Here is a 15,235-nt window from a genome sequence, read left to right as displayed (position 1 = left end):
CCCTCGGGTCAGTTCCGCCAGGCTCGGCCGGGGCTTCTTCTGAAGCCCCGGCCGGGAACCGGCAGACAATCAGGAGATAGACGTGATCCAGCAGGAGTCGCGACTGCGTGTCGCCGACAACACTGGTGCCAAGGAGATCCTTTGCATCCGTGTTCTCGGTGGCTCCGGTCGCCGCTACGCGGGCATCGGTGACGTCATCGTCGCCACCGTCAAGGACGCGATCCCCGGTGGCAACGTGAAGAAGGGTGACGTCGTCAAGGCGGTCATCGTTCGCACCGTCAAGGAGCGCCGCCGCCAGGACGGCTCGTACATCCGCTTCGACGAGAACGCCGCTGTCATTCTCAAGAACGACGGCGACCCTCGTGGCACCCGTATCTTCGGCCCGGTCGGCCGTGAGCTGCGCGAGAAGAAGTTCATGAAGATCATCTCGCTCGCGCCGGAGGTGCTGTAAGCATGAAGATCAAGAAGGGCGACCTGGTCCAGGTCATCACCGGTAAGGACAAGGGCAAGCAGGGCAAGGTCATCACGGCCTTCCCCCGCGAGAACCGCGTCCTGGTCGAGGGTGTCAACCGGGTCAAGAAGCACACCAAGGCCGGTCCCTCGCAGGCCGGCGGCATCGTGACGACCGAGGCTCCGGTCCACGTCTCCAACGTCCAGCTGGTCGTGGAGAAGGACGGCAAGAAGGTCGTCACGCGTGTCGGTTACCGCTTCGACGACGAGGGCAACAAGATCCGCGTTGCCAAGCGGACGGGTGAGGACATCTGATGGCTACCACCACTCCGCGTCTCAAGACGAAGTACCGCGAGGAGATCGCGGGCAAGCTGCGTGACGAGTTCAAGTACGAGAACGTCATGCAGATCCCCGGCCTCGTGAAGATCGTGGTCAACATGGGTGTCGGCGACGCCGCCCGTGACTCGAAGCTCATGGACGGTGCCGTCCGTGACCTCACCACGATCACCGGCCAGAAGCCGGCGATCACCAAGGCTCGCAAGTCCATCGCGCAGTTCAAGCTGCGTGAGGGCCAGCCGATCGGTGCGCACGTCACGCTCCGTGGCGACCGCATGTGGGAGTTCCTGGACCGCACCCTGTCGCTCGCGCTTCCGCGCATCCGCGACTTCCGCGGCCTGTCCCCCAAGCAGTTCGACGGCCGTGGCAACTACACCTTCGGTCTCACGGAGCAGGTCATGTTCCACGAGATCGACCAGGACAAGATCGACCGTGTCCGGGGTATGGACATCACCGTGGTGACCACGGCGACCAACGACGCTGAGGGCCGTGCCCTTCTCCGTCACCTCGGCTTCCCGTTCAAGGAGGCGTAAGCGAGATGGCGAAGAAGGCTCTCATCGCGAAGGCTGCCCGCAAGCCCAAGTTCGGCGTGCGTGGCTACACGCGCTGCCAGCGCTGTGGTCGTCCCCACTCCGTGTACCGCAAGTTCGGCCTGTGCCGCGTGTGCCTTCGTGAGATGGCTCACCGTGGCGAGCTGCCGGGCGTGACCAAGAGCTCCTGGTAACTTCCCTTCGTCCTTTGGACGTTAGGGATGACCGGAGTCTCTCGGTAAGCATTGGGTCGGCGGAGGCCCACCCCCGTATGCCTTAGGCTTGTGGGGTTGGGCGTCCGCCGCCCGTACGACTTACTACGCCGTAGGTCCCCGCGCCGCACCCGTCCCGCCCCTGTGTGGGGAGAGGGATGGCGCACTGGAAACCCCGGCGAGAGAGGCCGAAGGCCAATTCATGACCATGACTGATCCGATCGCGGACATGCTGACTCGTCTGCGTAACGCGAACTCGGCATACCACGACTCCGTGACGATGCCGCACAGCAAGATCAAGTCTCACATCGCGGAAATCCTCCAGCAGGAGGGCTTCATCACGGGCTGGAAGGTCGAGGACGCCGAGGTCGGCAAGAACCTCGTGCTCGACCTGAAGTTCGGTCCGAACCGTGAGCGCTCCATCGCGGGCATCAAGCGGATCTCGAAGCCGGGCCTCCGGGTTTACGCGAAGTCCACCAACCTGCCGAAGGTTCTCGGCGGCCTGGGCGTGGCGATCATCTCCACGTCCCACGGTCTCCTGACCGGCCAGCAGGCGCAGAAGAAGGGCGTGGGTGGGGAAGTCCTCGCCTACGTCTGGTAGTCGGGAACGGAGGAATAGCTAATGTCGCGTATTGGCAAGCTCCCCATCACGGTTCCCGCCGGCGTGGACGTCACCATCGAAGGCCGCACGGTCACGGTCAAGGGTTCCAAGGGCTCCCTGACCCACACCGTCGCCGCGCCGATCGAGATCGTTAAGGGCGAGGATGGCGTGCTCAACGTCAACCGTCCGAACGACGAGCGTCAGAACAAGGCCCTGCACGGCCTGTCCCGCACGCTGGTGGCCAACATGATCACCGGTGTGACCCAGGGGTACGTGAAGGCGCTCGAGATCAGCGGTGTCGGTTACCGCGTCGCCGCGAAGGGCTCCGCTCTGGAGTTCCAGCTCGGCTACAGCCACCCGATCGTGGTCGAGGCGCCCGAGGGCATCTCGTTCAAGGTCGAGTCGCCGACCAAGTTCTCGGTCGAGGGCATCGACAAGCAGAAGGTCGGCGAGGTCGCCGCCAACATCCGCAAGCTGCGTAAGCCCGACCCGTACAAGGCCAAGGGCGTCAAGTACGCGGGCGAGGTCATCCGCCGCAAGGTCGGAAAGGCTGGTAAGTAAAGCCATGGCATACGGTGTGAAGATCGCCAAGGGCGACGCCTACAAGGGCGCCGCCAAGAAGCGCCGCCACATCCGCATCCGCAAGAACGTGTCGGGTACGGCGGAGCGTCCGCGCCTCGTCGTGACGCGTTCCAACCGCGGTATCACCGCTCAGGTCATCGACGACCTCAAGGGTCACACCCTTGCGTCGGCGTCGACCCTGGACGCGTCGATCCGTGGCGGCGAGGGTGACAAGTCCGCGCAGGCCAAGCAGGTCGGCGCCCTGGTCGCCGAGCGCGCCAAGGCCGCCGGTGTCGAGGCTGTCGTGTTCGACCGTGGTGGCAACAGGTACGCCGGGCGCATTGCCGCTCTGGCTGACGCCGCCCGCGAAGCCGGGCTGAAGTTCTAAGCCCCGGTTCCGGGACTAACGGACGTAACAGAGAGAGGTAATCCAATGGCTGGACCCCAGCGCCGCGGCAGCGGTGCCGGTGGCGGCGAGCGGCGGGACCGGAAGGGCCGCGACGGTGGCGCTGCCGCCGAGAAGACCGCGTACGTTGAGCGCGTTGTCGCGATCAACCGCGTCGCCAAGGTTGTCAAGGGTGGTCGTCGCTTCAGCTTCACCGCGCTCGTCGTGGTGGGTGACGGTGACGGCACCGTAGGTGTCGGTTACGGCAAGGCCAAGGAAGTTCCCGCGGCCATTGCCAAGGGCGTCGAGGAAGCCAAGAAGAACTTCTTCAAGGTTCCCCGCATCCAGGGCACCATCCCTCACCCGATCCAGGGCGAGAAGGCCGCGGGCGTCGTCCTGCTCAAGCCGGCTTCCCCCGGTACCGGTGTTATCGCCGGTGGCCCGGTGCGCGCCGTGCTCGAGTGCGCCGGCGTTCACGACATCCTGTCGAAGTCGCTCGGCTCCGACAACGCGATCAACATCGTGCACGCGACCGTGGAGGCCCTGAAGGGCCTGCAGCGTCCCGAGGAGATCGCGGCTCGCCGCGGTCTGCCGCTCGAGGACGTCGCTCCCGCGGCTCTGCTCCGTGCGCGTGCTGGGGCGGGTGCGTAATGGCTCGCCTCAAGGTCACGCAGACGAAGTCGTACATCGGCAGCAAGCAGAACCACCGCGACACCCTCCGTTCCCTGGGCCTCAAGCGCCTGGGTGACGTGGTTGTCAAGGAGGACCGCCCCGAGTTCCGCGGCATGGTGCACACCGTCCGCCACCTCGTGACGGTCGAGGAGGTTGACTGACATGGCGGAGAACAACCCGCTGAAGGCCCACAACCTCCGTCCCGCCCCGGGCGCCAAGACCGCCAAGACCCGTGTGGGTCGTGGTGAGGCGTCGAAGGGTAAGACGGCCGGTCGTGGTACGAAGGGTACGAAGGCCCGCTACCAGGTTCCGGAGCGCTTCGAGGGTGGCCAGATGCCCCTCCACATGCGTCTTCCGAAGCTGAAGGGCTTCAAGAACCCCTTCCGCACCGAGTACCAGGTCGTGAACCTGGACAAGCTCACCGCGCTCTACCCGCAGGGTGGCGAGGTCACGGTGGCCGACCTGGTCGCCAAGGGTGCCGTTCGCAAGAACCAGCTCGTCAAGGTCCTGGGCCAGGGCGAGGTCTCCGTGGCGCTGCAGGTGACGGTCGACGCCGTCTCCGGCTCCGCCAAGGAGAAGATCGCCGCCGCCGGCGGCACCGTCACCGAGCTCGTCTGAGACGACTCGATGGCCTGAACATCCGACCGGGGATGCCTCCCAAAAGGGGCATCCCCGGTTGGTCGTTCCTAGGGGGGCATGGTCGCCGGTAAGGTGGCGTGCACTGTCTAGGCTCCGTGCGGTATGCCCGCGCGGAATTGATGACCGATACCCAATCGTCGAACCTCAAGACCGTCACCCTTGACGCATAGCGCGGGGGTCGCAGGAGGCACCGTGCTCACCGCGTTCGCCCGGGCGTTCAAGACGCCCGACCTGCGCAAGAAGCTGCTCTTCACGCTCGCCATCATCGTGCTGTACCGCCTCGGGGCCCACATCCCGGTGCCCGGCGTCAGCTACGAGGCCGTCCAGCAGTGTGTCAAGCAGGCCAGCGAGGGCAACAACAGCCTGTTCGGCCTGGTCAACATGTTCAGTGGCGGGGCGCTGCTGCAGATCACCATCTTCGCGCTCGGCATCATGCCGTACATCACGGCGAGCATCATCCTGCAGCTGCTGACCGTCGTGATCCCCCGCCTCGAAGCCCTCAAGAAGGAGGGTCAGGCCGGTACTGCCAAGATCACGCAGTACACCCGGTACCTGACCGTGGCTCTCGCCATCCTCCAGGGCACCGGCCTCGTCGCGACCGCCAAGAGCGGTGCGCTCTTCAGCGGCTGCATCGTCGCCGACCAGGTCGTGCCCGACCAGTCGATCTTCACCATCGCCACGATGGTCATCACGATGACCGCGGGCACCGGCGTCGTCATGTGGCTCGGTGAGCTGATCACCGACCGCGGCATCGGCAACGGCATGTCGATCCTGATGTTCATCTCGATCGCCGCCGGCTTCCCGGGCGCCCTGTGGGCCATCAAGGAGAGCGGCAAGCTCGCCAAGGGCTGGATCGAGTTCGGCACCGTCATCCTCATCGGCTTCGTGATGGTGGCCCTCGTGGTCTTCGTCGAGCAGGCCCAGCGACGCATCCCGGTCCAGTACGCGAAGCGCATGATCGGCCGCAGGTCGTACGGCGGTACGTCCACTTACATCCCGTTGAAGGTGAACCAGGCGGGTGTGATTCCTGTCATCTTCGCGTCGTCGCTGCTCTACATCCCGGCCTTGATCGCGCAGTTCTCGAACTCCACCGCAGGGTGGAAGACCTGGATCGAAGCCCACTTCGTCAAGGGTGACCACCCCTACTACATCGCCGCGTACTTCCTTCTGATCGTGTTCTTCGCCTTCTTCTATGTGGCGATCTCGTTCAACCCCGAGGAAGTCGCGGACAACATGAAGAAGTATGGTGGCTTCATCCCGGGTATCCGGGCTGGTCGACCTACTGCCGAGTATCTGAGCTACGTGCTCAACCGGATCACTTGGCCGGGCTCGCTGTACTTGGGTCTGATCGCTCTTGTGCCGACGATGGCGTTGGCAGGCTTCGGTGGCGCCAATGCCAACTTCCCCTTCGGTGGGACGAGCATCCTCATCATCGTGGGTGTGGGGCTGGAGACCGTGAAGCAGATCGAGAGCCAGCTCCAGCAGCGCAATTACGAAGGGTTCCTCCGCTGATGCGAATCGTCCTCGTCGGACCGCCCGGTGCGGGCAAGGGCACGCAGGCCGCGTACCTCGCCAAGAACCTGGGTATCCCGCACATCTCTACGGGCGACCTGTTCCGTGCCAACATCTCGCAGGGCACGCCGCTCGGCGTAGAGGCGCAGTCGTACATGAAGGCCGGCCAGCTGGTGCCGGACTCCGTGACGATCGGGATGGCCGAGGACCGCATGCGCCAGGCGGACGCCGAGGGCGGCTTCCTGCTCGACGGGTTCCCGCGGAACGTGGCCCAGGCCCAGGCCCTGGACGCGTTCCTCAAGTCCGGCGGCATCGAGCTGGACGCGGTCCTGGACCTCGAGGTCCCCGAGGACGAGGTCGTGAAGCGGATCGCGGGTCGCCGCATCTGCCGCAAGGACTCCGCGCACGTCTTCCACGTGACGTACAACGCTCCGAAGACCGAGGGCGTCTGCGACGTCTGCGGCGGTGAGCTGTACCAGCGCGACGACGACACGGAGGAGACCGTCCGCAAGCGTCTGGCGGTCTACCACACCGAGACCGAGCCGATCATCGACTACTACCGGGCGCAGAACCTGGTCGAGACGATCTCGGCGCTCGGCAAGGTGGACGAGGTCACCGCCAAGGCGATGGCCGCGCTCAAGAAGTAACCCTGGTTCGTTCGATACGGCCGCGGTGCCCCTAGGGGGCGTCGCGGCCGTATCGTTGTTCTGTTCCCCGTACTCGATGGAAAGGCCGCGGCCACGATGGTGCAGATCAAGACCCCCGAGCAGATCGCGAAGATGCGCGAGGCGGGGCTGGTCGTCGCCGCCATCCACGCGGCGACCCGTGAGGCGGCCGTGCCGGGCGCCACGACGAGGGACCTGGACGAGGTCGCGCGGAAGGTCATCGCCGACCACGGGGCGAAGTCGAACTTCCTCGGGTACGGAGGCTTCCCCGCGACGATCTGCACCTCGGTGAACGAGGTCGTCGTCCACGGCATCCCCGACGACAAGACCGTCCTCAAGGACGGCGACATCATCTCCATCGACGCGGGCGCGATCGTGGACGGCTGGCACGGTGACGCCGCCTACACGGCCTTCGTCGGCACGGGCCACGCGCCGGAGCTGGTGGAGCTCTCCCGGGTGACGGAGGAGTCGATGTGGGCCGGCATCGCGGCCATGAAGCTGGGCAACCGTCTGGTGGACATCTCGAAGGCGATCGAGACGTACATCAAGCGGCAGCCGCGGCCGGCCGTGGGCGACCACAGCCTGGGCCGGTACGGGATCATCGAGGACTACGGCGGCCACGGCATCGGCACCGAGATGCACATGGACCCGCACCTGCTGAACTACGTCTCCCGCAAGCGCGGCAAGGGCCCGAAGCTGGTCCCCGGCCTGTGCCTGGCGATCGAGCCGATGGTCTCCCTGGGCACCCCGCACACGGAGGTCCTGAAGGACGACTGGACGGTCATCACGACGGACGGCACCTGGTCCTCCCACTGGGAGCACTCGGTCGCCCTGACGGAGGCCGGCCCGCTGGTCCTGACGGCGGTCGACGGCGGTAAGGCGAAGCTCGCGGAACTGGGCGTGACGGCGGCCCCGGACCCGCTGGCGTAGCGGGGCCCGGGCTCGGCGGACGGAGTCCGGCGCAGCAGGCCGAAGCTTGTGAGGCGCCCCCGGGCGCCGAGCCCGCGAGGGCTGCGTCGGGGATTGGGTCGGCGGCAAGGCGAAGCTCGCGGAACTGGGCGTGACGGCGGCCCCGGACCCGCTGGCGTAGCGGGGCCCGGGCTCGGTGGACGGAGTCCGGCGCAGCAGGCCGAAGCTTGTGAGGCGCCCCCGGGCGCCGAGCCCGCGAGGGCTGCGTCGGGGATTGGGTCGGCGGCAAGGCGAAGCTCGCGGAACTGGGCGTGACGGCGGCCCCGGACCCGCTGGCGTAGCGGGGCCCGGGCTCGGTGGACGGAGTCCGGCGCAGCAGGCCGAAGCTTGTGAGGCGCCCCGGGCGCCGAGCCCGCGAGGGCTGCGTCGGGGAGGGTGCGGCGGCCGTGTGGGGGGCCGGTTTCGGGGGTCGCGTAATGATCTTCTAGCGTGGGCAGACTTCCCGATTCGTCTTTTCCTGGGCCCTGACGTAGACTGATGCGTCGGCTCTCGTGTACCCGTGTGTCCGCACCCGGCGGCGAGAGTCGATCAAGGTAGCCGATTCGAAAGGCGAAGCGTGGCCAAGAAGCAAGGTGCCATCGAAATCGAGGGCACCGTGATCGAGTCCCTCCCGAACGCCATGTTCAAGGTGGAGCTCCAGAACGGTCACAAGGTCCTCGCGCACATCTCCGGCAAGATGCGGATGCACTACATCCGAATCCTCCCGGACGACCGGGTCGTGGTGGAGCTCTCTCCCTACGACCTGACGCGTGGCCGGATCGTCTACCGGTACAAGTAGATCTTGCCCGCACCCGCCCTCCGCGCGGGTGGTGGCACTGACCCGGAGAACCTCACATCCCATGAAGGTCAAGCCGAGCGTCAAGAAGATCTGCGACAAGTGCAAGGTGATCCGCCGTCACGGCCGGGTCATGGTCATCTGCGACAACCTGCGCCACAAGCAGCGCCAGGGCTGACGCACGCCGACCGACCTGCATTTCGCAGTTCTTCGCGCGACGCAATAGCAACACGTACATACGCAGAGCCCGTCCGACCGTGTCCCACGGTTGACGGCACCTCCGGCGGGGGCCGGGGACCCGACCTGTACCTCATACGGCAGCCGGGAACGGTTCTGCAGCAGACCCCCGAGAACACAGGAGCCATTGAATGGCACGCGTTTCCGGTGTTGACATCCCGCGTGACAAGCGTGTGGTGGTCGCACTCACCTACGTCTTCGGTATCGGGCGCACCCGGTCCGAGGAGATCCTCGCCGCCACTGGCGTGAACGAGTCCACCCGTGTCCGCGACCTTGCCGAGGAAGACCTCGTCAAGATCCGCGAGTACGTGGACGCCAACCTCCAGACCGAGGGTGACCTCCGCCGCGAGATCGCCGCCGACATCCGCCGCAAGGTCGAGATCGGCTGCTACCAGGGCCTCCGCCACCGTCGTGGCCTGCCCGTCCGCGGTCAGCGCACCAGCACGAACGCTCGTACCCGCAAGGGCCCGCGTCGCGCCATCGCCGGTAAGAAGAAGCCGGGCAAGAAGTAGTCCTCAGCGGACGCTTGACCAAGCGGTCTTCGCTGTAGGACCGACCACCTCCCGTAGGAGTAAGAGATGCCCCCCAAGGGTCGTCAGGGCGCTGCCAAGAAGGTGCGCCGCAAGGAAAAGAAGAACGTCGCTCACGGCCACGCGCACATCAAGAGCACGTTCAACAACACGATCGTCTCGATCACGGACCCCTCGGGCAACGTGATCTCCTGGGCCTCCGCCGGCCACGTCGGCTTCAAGGGCTCGCGCAAGTCCACCCCGTTCGCCGCGCAGATGGCCGCCGAGTCGGCCGCTCGCCGCGCGCAGGAGCACGGCATGCGCAAGGTCGACGTCTTCGTCAAGGGTCCCGGCTCCGGCCGTGAGACCGCGATCCGCTCCCTCCAGGCCACGGGCCTCGAGGTCGGCTCGATCCAGGACGTCACCCCCACGCCGCACAACGGCTGCCGTCCCCCCAAGCGCCGCCGCGTCTGACGCACGGGCTGCTTGAGCAGGACTTTTCGGGCGGTGCGTCCCCTTGTGGGACGTACCGCCCGTACCCTTGCAGTACGCAGCAGCGAAATCATCGGGCTCCGCCCGGTGCCGTCGGGCGTCAAATAGTGGGCGTCCACGACTGAAGGAAACACAGACATGCTTATCGCTCAGCGTCCGTCGCTGACCGAAGAGGTCGTCGACGAGTTCCGCTCCCGGTTCGTCATCGAGCCGCTGGAGCCGGGCTTCGGCTACACCCTCGGCAACTCCCTCCGCCGTACCCTCCTCTCCTCGATCCCGGGTGCCGCTGTCACCAGCATCCGCATCGACGGTGTCCTGCACGAGTTCACCACCGTGCCGGGCGTCAAGGAGGACGTCACCGACCTCATCCTTAACATCAAGCAGCTGGTCGTCTCCTCGGAGCACGACGAGCCGGTCGTGATGTACCTGCGCAAGCAGGGCCCGGGTCTGGTCACCGCCGCCGACATCGCGCCCCCGGCCGGTGTCGAGGTGCACAACCCCGACCTCGTTCTGGCGACCCTGAACGCCAAGGGCAAGCTGGAGATGGAGCTGACCGTCGAGCGCGGTCGCGGCTACGTCTCCGCCGTCCAGAACAAGCAGGTCGGCCAGGAGATCGGCCGCATCCCGGTCGACTCCATCTACAGCCCCGTGCTGAAGGTCACCTACAAGGTCGAGGCGACCCGAGTCGAGCAGCGCACCGACTTCGACAAGCTCATCGTCGACGTCGAGACCAAGCAGGCCATGCGCCCGCGTGACGCCATGGCGTCCGCCGGCAAGACCCTGGTCGAGCTGTTCGGTCTGGCCCGCGAGCTCAACATCGACGCCGAGGGCATCGACATGGGCCCGTCCCCGACGGACGCCGCCCTCGCCGCCGACCTCGCGCTGCCGATCGAGGAGCTCGAGCTCACCGTTCGTTCGTACAACTGCCTCAAGCGTGAGGGCATCCACTCCGTGGGTGAGCTCGTCGCCCGCTCCGAGGCCGACCTGCTCGACATCCGCAACTTCGGTGCGAAGTCGATCGACGAGGTCAAGGCGAAGCTGGCCGGCATGGGCCTGGCCCTCAAGGACAGCCCGCCCGGATTCGACCCGACCGCCGCCGCGGACGCCTTCGGCGCCGACGACGACGCGGACGCCGGTTTCGTCGAGACCGAGCAGTACTAGTCGCAGTCTTGCTGCGGACCGGTTTCGGCTGGTCGCGCCCACGCGGCGTTAGCCGCAAGATTGACACCTCCCCGCGCCCCTATGGGGCGCGGGGTCTCCGACGGGTGACCGCCCGCTCGGACACTGACATCGGTACCTCATACGGCCGGTGCAGATCACAAGGAGAAACACCATGCCGCGTCCCGCGAAGGGTGCCCGCCTCGGCGGTTCCGCCGCGCACGAGAAGCTGCTCCTCGCCAACCTGGCGAAGTCGCTCTTCGAGCACGGCCGCATCACCACGACCGAGGCCAAGGCCCGTCGCCTGCGTCCGGTCGCCGAGCGCCTGATCACCAAGGCGAAGAAGGGCGACATCCACAACCGTCGCCTGGTGCTGCAGACGATCACCGACAAGGGCGTCGTCCACACCCTCTTCACCGAGATCGCCCCGCGTTACTCGGAGCGTCCGGGTGGCTACACCCGCATCACCAAGATCGGCAACCGTCGTGGCGACAACGCCCCGATGGCCGTGATCGAGCTGGTCGAGGGCGAGATCGCCAAGAAGGCGACCGTTGCCGAGGCCGAGGCCGCCACCAAGCGCGCCGTCAAGGAGGCCGACGAGGCCGCCGCCGTCGAGGCGACCGAGGACGAGGCGAAGGACGCGTAAGCGTTTTTCGTACGTTTCTCGTGAGCGGGCCCGTACCCCCTGGGGTGCGGGCCCGTTCCCGTGTGTTTGAGAGGATCTTCGCGTGAGCGATGACGTGCAGGACGGGTTCGTACGGGTTCGGCTCGACCTTTCGTACGACGGCAGGGACTTCTCCGGCTGGGCCAAGCAGGCCCAGGGGCAGCGGACCGTACAGGGAGAGATCGAGGACGCCCTGCGGACCGTCACCCGGTCCAAGGAGACGTACGAGCTGACCGTCGCCGGCCGGACCGACGCCGGCGTGCACGCGCGCGGCCAGGTCGCCCATGTCGACCTCCCCGTGGAGCTCTGGGAGGAGCACCGGGACAAGCTGCTGCGGCGGCTCGCCGGGCGGCTGCCGCACGATGTCCGGGTGTGGAAGGTGGCGGAGGCCCCCGCCGGCTTCAACGCGCGGTTCTCCGCGATCTGGCGCCGCTACGCCTACCGCGTCACCGACAACCCCGGCGGCGTCGACCCGCTGCTCCGCGGGCACGTCCTGTGGCACGACTGGGCCCTCGACATGGACGCCATGAACGAGGCCGCCACCGCGCTCGTCGGCGAGCACGACTTCGCCGCGTACTGCAAGAAGCGCGAGGGCGCCACCACCATCCGCACGCTGCAGGTGCTGCGCTGGGAGCGCCGGGACGACGGGATCCTGGAGGCGACCGTCAAGGCGGACGCCTTCTGCCACAACATGGTCCGCTCGCTCGTCGGCGCCCTGCTCTTCGTCGGCGACGGCCACCGGCCGGTCGACTGGCCCGGCAAGGTGCTCGCCGCCGGCGTCCGCGACTCGGCCGTCCACGTCGTGCGGCCGCACGGCCTCACCCTCGAAGAGGTCGGCTACCCGGAGGACGCGCTGCTCGCCGCCCGCAGCAGGGAGGCGCGCAACAAGCGGTCACTCCCCGGGAGTGCCGGCTGCTGCTGAGGCCTGGGCGCGGCCCCGGGCGTAGATCTGGTTGAAGGCGAAGGTACCGAGGTCGTCGCTGGCCTGGAAGACGGGCTTGTCGGCCTTGGTGACCTTCTTGCCGTTGGCGAAGCCGCCCTGGGTGAAGTACGCGTAGCGGCCGATCGCGTTCGAGCGGCGCAGGCAGACCGTGGCGTGGCAGAAATCACCCACGCCCGCGCCCGTCAGGGGCGCGACGCCGCCGGTGGCCTGGTCCTTCGCCTTCTGGGCCGCCGCCTCGGACGGGAAGACGGCGACGCCGACGGTGATCGCCACGCCGTCCTTCACGTACGTGGCGCGGAGCACCTTCTGGCAGCCGTTCCGCTTCAGGACCGTGCCGAGACCGCCCTGAGTGACGGCCGCGCAGTTGGTCGTGGCGGAGGTCGCGCCCTTCTGGTACGCGCGGCCGTTCATGGTCATCTTCTTGCCCGGGAAGAGGCCCTCGGCGGTGAGGGGGGCCTTGTCCTTCTTCGGGTCCGAGATGTAGTCCTTCGGGTTCGGCGGGGGCGGCGGCGCCACCGAGGAGAAGGTCGGCTCCGGGCTCGGCGTGCCGGTGGGGGAGACCGTGCCGGTGGGGACCGGGCCGTTCTTGGCCTCGTCGTTCTTCTTGTTGGTGCTCACGACCGCCGTCGCCACGATCGCGCCCACCGCCACCGTCGCCAGGACGCCGCCGGCGATCAGCAGGAGGCGCTTGCGGCGGCCGCGGGAGGCGCTGGCGTCGGCGAGGGCGCCCCAGTCGGGGGTGTCAGTGCTGCCCTGGGCGCCCGGGAAGGGGTTCGGCTGCGCCGCCGGCTGCGGATAGCCGTAGCCCGGCTGCTGCCCGTTCCCCTGCTGGGGCGGATACCCGTACCCGGCCTGCTGTCCGTACCCCTGCTGCGGCGGATACCCGTACCCGGGCTGCTGTGCGTTCCCCTGCTGCCCCTGCTGCTGCGGATCCTGCGGCCACTGCGGTCCCCCAAAGCTCATGCCGCGCATCCTAAACCGGTTGGGGCTGGCCCACGCGGGCGGCGACAATGCATCCCATGGGACATGTCGAGGCCGCGCATCTGGAGTACTACCTTCCCGACGGGAGGGTCCTGCTCGGGGACGCCTCCTTCCGGGTCGGGGAGGGCGCCGTCGTCGCCCTCGTCGGGGCCAACGGCGCCGGCAAGACCACACTGCTCCGGATGATCGCCGGGGAGCTGCAGCCGCACGGCGGCACGGTCACCGTCAGCGGCGGCCTCGGCGTGATGCCGCAGTTCGTCGGCTCCGTACGGGACGAGTCCACCGTCCGTGACCTGCTGGTCTCCGTCGCCCAGCCCCGGATCCGGGAGGCCGCCAAGGCCGTCGACGAGGCCGAGCACCTGATCATGACCGTCGACGACGAGGCCGCGCAGATGAAGTACGCGCAGGCCCTCAGCGACTGGGCCGAGGTCCAGGGGTACGAGGCCGAGACCCTCTGGGACATCTGCACGATGGCCGCGCTGGGCGTGCCGTACGAGAAGGCGCAGTTCCGTGAGGTCAGGACGCTCTCCGGCGGCGAGCAGAAGAGGCTGGTCCTGGAGTCGCTGCTGCGCGGCCCCGACGAGGTGCTGCTCCTCGACGAGCCCGACAACTACCTCGACGTCCCGGGCAAGCGGTGGCTGGAGGAGCGGCTGCGGGAGACCCGCAAGACCGTGCTCTTCATCTCCCACGACCGTGAGCTGCTCTCCCGGGGCGCCCAGAAGATCATCGCGGTCGAGCCCGGCCCGGCCGGGTCCGACGTGTGGGTGCACGGCGGCGGCTTCGACACCTTCCACGAGGCCCGGCGCGAGCGCTTCGCCCGCTTCGAGGAGCTGAAGCGGCGCTGGGACGAGAAGCACGCGCAGCTGAAGAAGCTGGTGATCAACCTGAGGCAGGCGGCCGCGGTCAGCCACGAGATGGCGTCCCGGTACGCGGCGGCGCAGACCCGCCTGAAGAAGTTCGAGGAGGCCGGGCCGCCGCCGGAGCCGCCGCGCGAGCAGGACATCCGGATGCGGCTGCGCGGCGGGCGTACCGGCGTACGGGCTGTGACCTGCGAGAACCTTGAGCTGACCGGGCTGATGAAGCCGTTCTCGCTTGAGATCTTCTACGGGGAGCGGGTCGCCGTCCTCGGGTCGAACGGGTCCGGGAAGTCGCACTTCCTGCGGCTGCTCGCGGGGGACCCGACGGTCGCCCACACGGGTACGTGGAAGCTCGGCGCGCGGGTCGTGCCGGGGCACTTCGCGCAGACCCACGCGCACCCCGAGCTGGCCGGGCGGCCGCTCGTCGACATCCTGTGGACGGAGCACGCCAAGGACCGGGGCGCGGCGATGTCGATGCTGCGGCGGTACGAGCTGGAGCGGCAGGGCGACCAGTCCTTCGACAAGCTCTCGGGCGGGCAGCAGGCGCGCTTCCAGATCCTGCTCCTGGAGCTGGCGGGCACGACGGCGCTGCTCCTCGACGAGCCCACGGACAACCTGGACCTGGAGTCCGCCGAGGCGCTCCAGGACGGTCTGGAGTCGTACGAGGGGACGGTGATGGCCGTCACGCACGACCGGTGGTTCGCGAAGTCCTTCGACCGGTTCCTGGTCTTCGGCTCCGACGGGGTCGTACGGGAGACCAGCGAGCCCGTCTGGGACGAGCGGCGGGTGGAGCGGGCGCGGTGACCCCGGGCGGCCGGCGGTAGACGCGGCCCGGGCCACCGCCGGCGGACGGAGTCCGGCGCAGCCGGGCGAAGCCGGGGAGGCCCCCTCGGGCCGAGCCGTGCGAGCGCGGCGTGGGGGAGAGGTCGAGCGGCGGGTGGAGCGGGCGCGGTGACCCCGGGCGGCCGGCGGTAGACGCGGCCCGGGCCACGGCCGGCGGACGGAGTCCGGCGCAGCCGGGCGAAGCCGGGGAGGCCCCCTCGGGCCGAGCCGTGCGAGCGCGGCGTGGGGGAGAGGTCGAGCGGCG

General features: G+C 68.1%; 22 protein-coding genes. 21 read left to right on the top strand and 1 reads right to left on the bottom strand.

Features of this window, described 5'->3' with window-relative positions; translation table 11 throughout:
• Positions 1-82 precede the first annotated feature (82 nt).
• The 20 genes from rplN to truA all read left to right on the top strand — a co-directional run bounded on the left by rplN (position 83) and on the right by truA (position 12,289).
• Positions 83-451, top strand: coding sequence for a 50S ribosomal protein L14 (gene rplN / locus ABT041_RS36250; protein ID WP_003956455.1), 369 nt, complete (start codon positions 83-85; stop codon positions 449-451).
• Positions 452-453: 2 nt separating this feature from the next.
• On the top strand, positions 454-765 hold the full coding sequence (rplX, locus tag ABT041_RS36245) for a 50S ribosomal protein L24 (RefSeq protein WP_015035583.1): 312 nt from the start codon (positions 454-456) through the stop codon (positions 763-765).
• On the top strand, positions 762-1,319 hold the full coding sequence (gene rplE, locus ABT041_RS36240; RefSeq protein WP_086827578.1) for a 50S ribosomal protein L5: 558 nt from the start codon (positions 762-764) through the stop codon (positions 1,317-1,319). The genes rplX and rplE overlap by 4 nt, the downstream gene beginning before the upstream one ends.
• A gap of 5 nt (positions 1,320-1,324) precedes the next feature.
• On the top strand, positions 1,325-1,510 hold the full coding sequence (locus tag ABT041_RS36235; RefSeq protein WP_003948630.1) for a type Z 30S ribosomal protein S14: 186 nt from the start codon (positions 1,325-1,327) through the stop codon (positions 1,508-1,510).
• Between the two features lie 220 nt (positions 1,511-1,730).
• Positions 1,731-2,129, top strand: a complete 399-nt coding sequence (rpsH, locus tag ABT041_RS36230; protein WP_041130779.1) for a 30S ribosomal protein S8 — start codon at positions 1,731-1,733, stop codon at positions 2,127-2,129.
• Between the two features lie 21 nt (positions 2,130-2,150).
• Positions 2,151-2,690 (top strand): 50S ribosomal protein L6, encoded by a 540-nt coding sequence (rplF, locus tag ABT041_RS36225; protein WP_351192704.1) that lies wholly within the window; start codon positions 2,151-2,153, stop codon positions 2,688-2,690.
• 4 nt (positions 2,691-2,694) lie between these two features.
• Positions 2,695-3,078: a 50S ribosomal protein L18 gene (rplR, locus tag ABT041_RS36220; protein ID WP_030687809.1), complete on the top strand. Its 384-nt coding sequence runs from the start codon at positions 2,695-2,697 to the stop codon at positions 3,076-3,078.
• A 45-nt stretch (positions 3,079-3,123) separates the two neighbouring features.
• On the top strand, positions 3,124-3,726 hold the full coding sequence (rpsE, locus tag ABT041_RS36215) for a 30S ribosomal protein S5 (RefSeq protein ID WP_015035588.1): 603 nt from the start codon (positions 3,124-3,126) through the stop codon (positions 3,724-3,726).
• On the top strand, positions 3,726-3,908 hold the full coding sequence (gene rpmD, locus ABT041_RS36210) for a 50S ribosomal protein L30 (RefSeq protein ID WP_041130781.1): 183 nt from the start codon (positions 3,726-3,728) through the stop codon (positions 3,906-3,908). Before rpsE ends, rpmD begins: the two co-directional genes overlap by 1 nt.
• Position 3,909: 1 nt before the next feature.
• Positions 3,910-4,365, top strand: a complete 456-nt coding sequence (rplO, locus tag ABT041_RS36205) for a 50S ribosomal protein L15 (protein ID WP_030687807.1) — start codon at positions 3,910-3,912, stop codon at positions 4,363-4,365.
• 213 nt (positions 4,366-4,578) lie between these two features.
• Positions 4,579-5,898, top strand: coding sequence for a preprotein translocase subunit SecY (secY, locus tag ABT041_RS36200; RefSeq protein WP_351192699.1), 1,320 nt, complete (start codon positions 4,579-4,581; stop codon positions 5,896-5,898).
• Positions 5,898-6,545, top strand: a complete 648-nt coding sequence (locus ABT041_RS36195; RefSeq protein WP_351192697.1) for an adenylate kinase — start codon at positions 5,898-5,900, stop codon at positions 6,543-6,545. The genes secY and ABT041_RS36195 overlap by 1 nt, the downstream gene beginning before the upstream one ends.
• Before the next feature lie 96 nt (positions 6,546-6,641).
• Complete coding sequence (gene map, locus ABT041_RS36190) at positions 6,642-7,493, top strand: type I methionyl aminopeptidase (protein WP_351192695.1); 852 nt, start codon at positions 6,642-6,644, stop codon at positions 7,491-7,493.
• A 595-nt stretch (positions 7,494-8,088) separates the two neighbouring features.
• Positions 8,089-8,310: a translation initiation factor IF-1 gene (gene infA / locus ABT041_RS36185; protein ID WP_003956442.1), complete on the top strand. Its 222-nt coding sequence runs from the start codon at positions 8,089-8,091 to the stop codon at positions 8,308-8,310.
• Positions 8,311-8,371: 61 nt separating this feature from the next.
• Positions 8,372-8,485, top strand: a complete 114-nt coding sequence (rpmJ, locus tag ABT041_RS36180) for a 50S ribosomal protein L36 (protein WP_003956441.1) — start codon at positions 8,372-8,374, stop codon at positions 8,483-8,485.
• A gap of 190 nt (positions 8,486-8,675) precedes the next feature.
• A complete protein-coding gene (gene rpsM / locus ABT041_RS36175; RefSeq protein WP_351192692.1) occupies positions 8,676-9,056 on the top strand; it encodes a 30S ribosomal protein S13 in 381 nt (126 codons plus the stop codon).
• 66 nt (positions 9,057-9,122) lie between these two features.
• A complete protein-coding gene (rpsK, locus tag ABT041_RS36170; protein WP_003956432.1) occupies positions 9,123-9,527 on the top strand; it encodes a 30S ribosomal protein S11 in 405 nt (134 codons plus the stop codon).
• 156 nt (positions 9,528-9,683) lie between these two features.
• Positions 9,684-10,706, top strand: coding sequence for a DNA-directed RNA polymerase subunit alpha (locus ABT041_RS36165; RefSeq protein WP_004946635.1), 1,023 nt, complete (start codon positions 9,684-9,686; stop codon positions 10,704-10,706).
• 172 nt (positions 10,707-10,878) lie between these two features.
• Positions 10,879-11,349 carry a 50S ribosomal protein L17 gene (gene rplQ, locus ABT041_RS36160; protein ID WP_189847048.1) on the top strand — a complete coding sequence of 157 codons (471 nt, stop codon included), beginning with the start codon at positions 10,879-10,881 and terminating at the stop codon, positions 11,347-11,349.
• An 82-nt stretch (positions 11,350-11,431) separates the two neighbouring features.
• Complete coding sequence (truA, locus tag ABT041_RS36155) at positions 11,432-12,289, top strand: tRNA pseudouridine(38-40) synthase TruA (RefSeq protein ID WP_351192688.1); 858 nt, start codon at positions 11,432-11,434, stop codon at positions 12,287-12,289.
• Here the strand turns inward: truA and ABT041_RS36150 are convergent.
• Positions 12,260-13,273: a hypothetical protein gene (locus ABT041_RS36150; RefSeq protein WP_351192685.1), complete on the bottom strand. Its 1,014-nt coding sequence runs from the start codon at positions 13,271-13,273 to the stop codon at positions 12,260-12,262. The two genes, truA and ABT041_RS36150, sit on opposite strands and share 30 nt — an antisense overlap.
• A gap of 56 nt (positions 13,274-13,329) precedes the next feature.
• Between ABT041_RS36150 and ABT041_RS36145 the strand changes: the two genes are divergently transcribed.
• A complete protein-coding gene (locus ABT041_RS36145; protein ID WP_351192682.1) occupies positions 13,330-14,952 on the top strand; it encodes an ABC-F family ATP-binding cassette domain-containing protein in 1,623 nt (540 codons plus the stop codon).
• Positions 14,953-15,235 lie beyond the last annotated feature (283 nt).

Origin of the sequence: Streptomyces sp. NPDC002825 (assembly GCF_040295385.1) — a bacterium.
Taxonomy (GTDB): domain Bacteria; phylum Actinomycetota; class Actinomycetes; order Streptomycetales; family Streptomycetaceae; genus Streptomyces.
The sequence above is the reverse complement of the archived record's forward strand: the minus strand, read 5'-3'. Positions and strand labels throughout refer to the sequence as shown.

What these genes read in the sequence shown, in the direction of transcription:
- rpsK (WP_003956432.1), top strand. Translation starts at nt 9,123, where the DNA reads ATGCCCCCCAAGGGTCGTCAGGGCGCTGCCAAGAAGGTGCGCCGCAAG.
- ABT041_RS36145 (WP_351192682.1), top strand. Translation starts at nt 13,330, where the DNA reads ATGGGACATGTCGAGGCCGCGCATCTGGAGTACTACCTTCCCGACGGG.
- rpsM (WP_351192692.1), top strand. Translation starts at nt 8,676, where the DNA reads ATGGCACGCGTTTCCGGTGTTGACATCCCGCGTGACAAGCGTGTGGTG.
- ABT041_RS36235 (WP_003948630.1), top strand. Translation starts at nt 1,325, where the DNA reads ATGGCGAAGAAGGCTCTCATCGCGAAGGCTGCCCGCAAGCCCAAGTTC.
- rpmD (WP_041130781.1), top strand. Translation starts at nt 3,726, where the DNA reads ATGGCTCGCCTCAAGGTCACGCAGACGAAGTCGTACATCGGCAGCAAG.
- rplR (WP_030687809.1), top strand. Translation starts at nt 2,695, where the DNA reads ATGGCATACGGTGTGAAGATCGCCAAGGGCGACGCCTACAAGGGCGCC.
- rpsH (WP_041130779.1), top strand. Translation starts at nt 1,731, where the DNA reads ATGACCATGACTGATCCGATCGCGGACATGCTGACTCGTCTGCGTAAC.
- rpsE (WP_015035588.1), top strand. Translation starts at nt 3,124, where the DNA reads ATGGCTGGACCCCAGCGCCGCGGCAGCGGTGCCGGTGGCGGCGAGCGG.
- rplF (WP_351192704.1), top strand. Translation starts at nt 2,151, where the DNA reads ATGTCGCGTATTGGCAAGCTCCCCATCACGGTTCCCGCCGGCGTGGAC.
- rplQ (WP_189847048.1), top strand. Translation starts at nt 10,879, where the DNA reads ATGCCGCGTCCCGCGAAGGGTGCCCGCCTCGGCGGTTCCGCCGCGCAC.
- map (WP_351192695.1), top strand. Translation starts at nt 6,642, where the DNA reads ATGGTGCAGATCAAGACCCCCGAGCAGATCGCGAAGATGCGCGAGGCG.
- rplX (WP_015035583.1), top strand. Translation starts at nt 454, where the DNA reads ATGAAGATCAAGAAGGGCGACCTGGTCCAGGTCATCACCGGTAAGGAC.
- ABT041_RS36195 (WP_351192697.1), top strand. Translation starts at nt 5,898, where the DNA reads ATGCGAATCGTCCTCGTCGGACCGCCCGGTGCGGGCAAGGGCACGCAG.
- ABT041_RS36165 (WP_004946635.1), top strand. Translation starts at nt 9,684, where the DNA reads ATGCTTATCGCTCAGCGTCCGTCGCTGACCGAAGAGGTCGTCGACGAG.
- rpmJ (WP_003956441.1), top strand. Translation starts at nt 8,372, where the DNA reads ATGAAGGTCAAGCCGAGCGTCAAGAAGATCTGCGACAAGTGCAAGGTG.
- rplO (WP_030687807.1), top strand. Translation starts at nt 3,910, where the DNA reads ATGGCGGAGAACAACCCGCTGAAGGCCCACAACCTCCGTCCCGCCCCG.
- ABT041_RS36150 (WP_351192685.1), bottom strand. Translation starts at nt 13,273, where the DNA reads ATGAGCTTTGGGGGACCGCAGTGGCCGCAGGATCCGCAGCAGCAGGGG.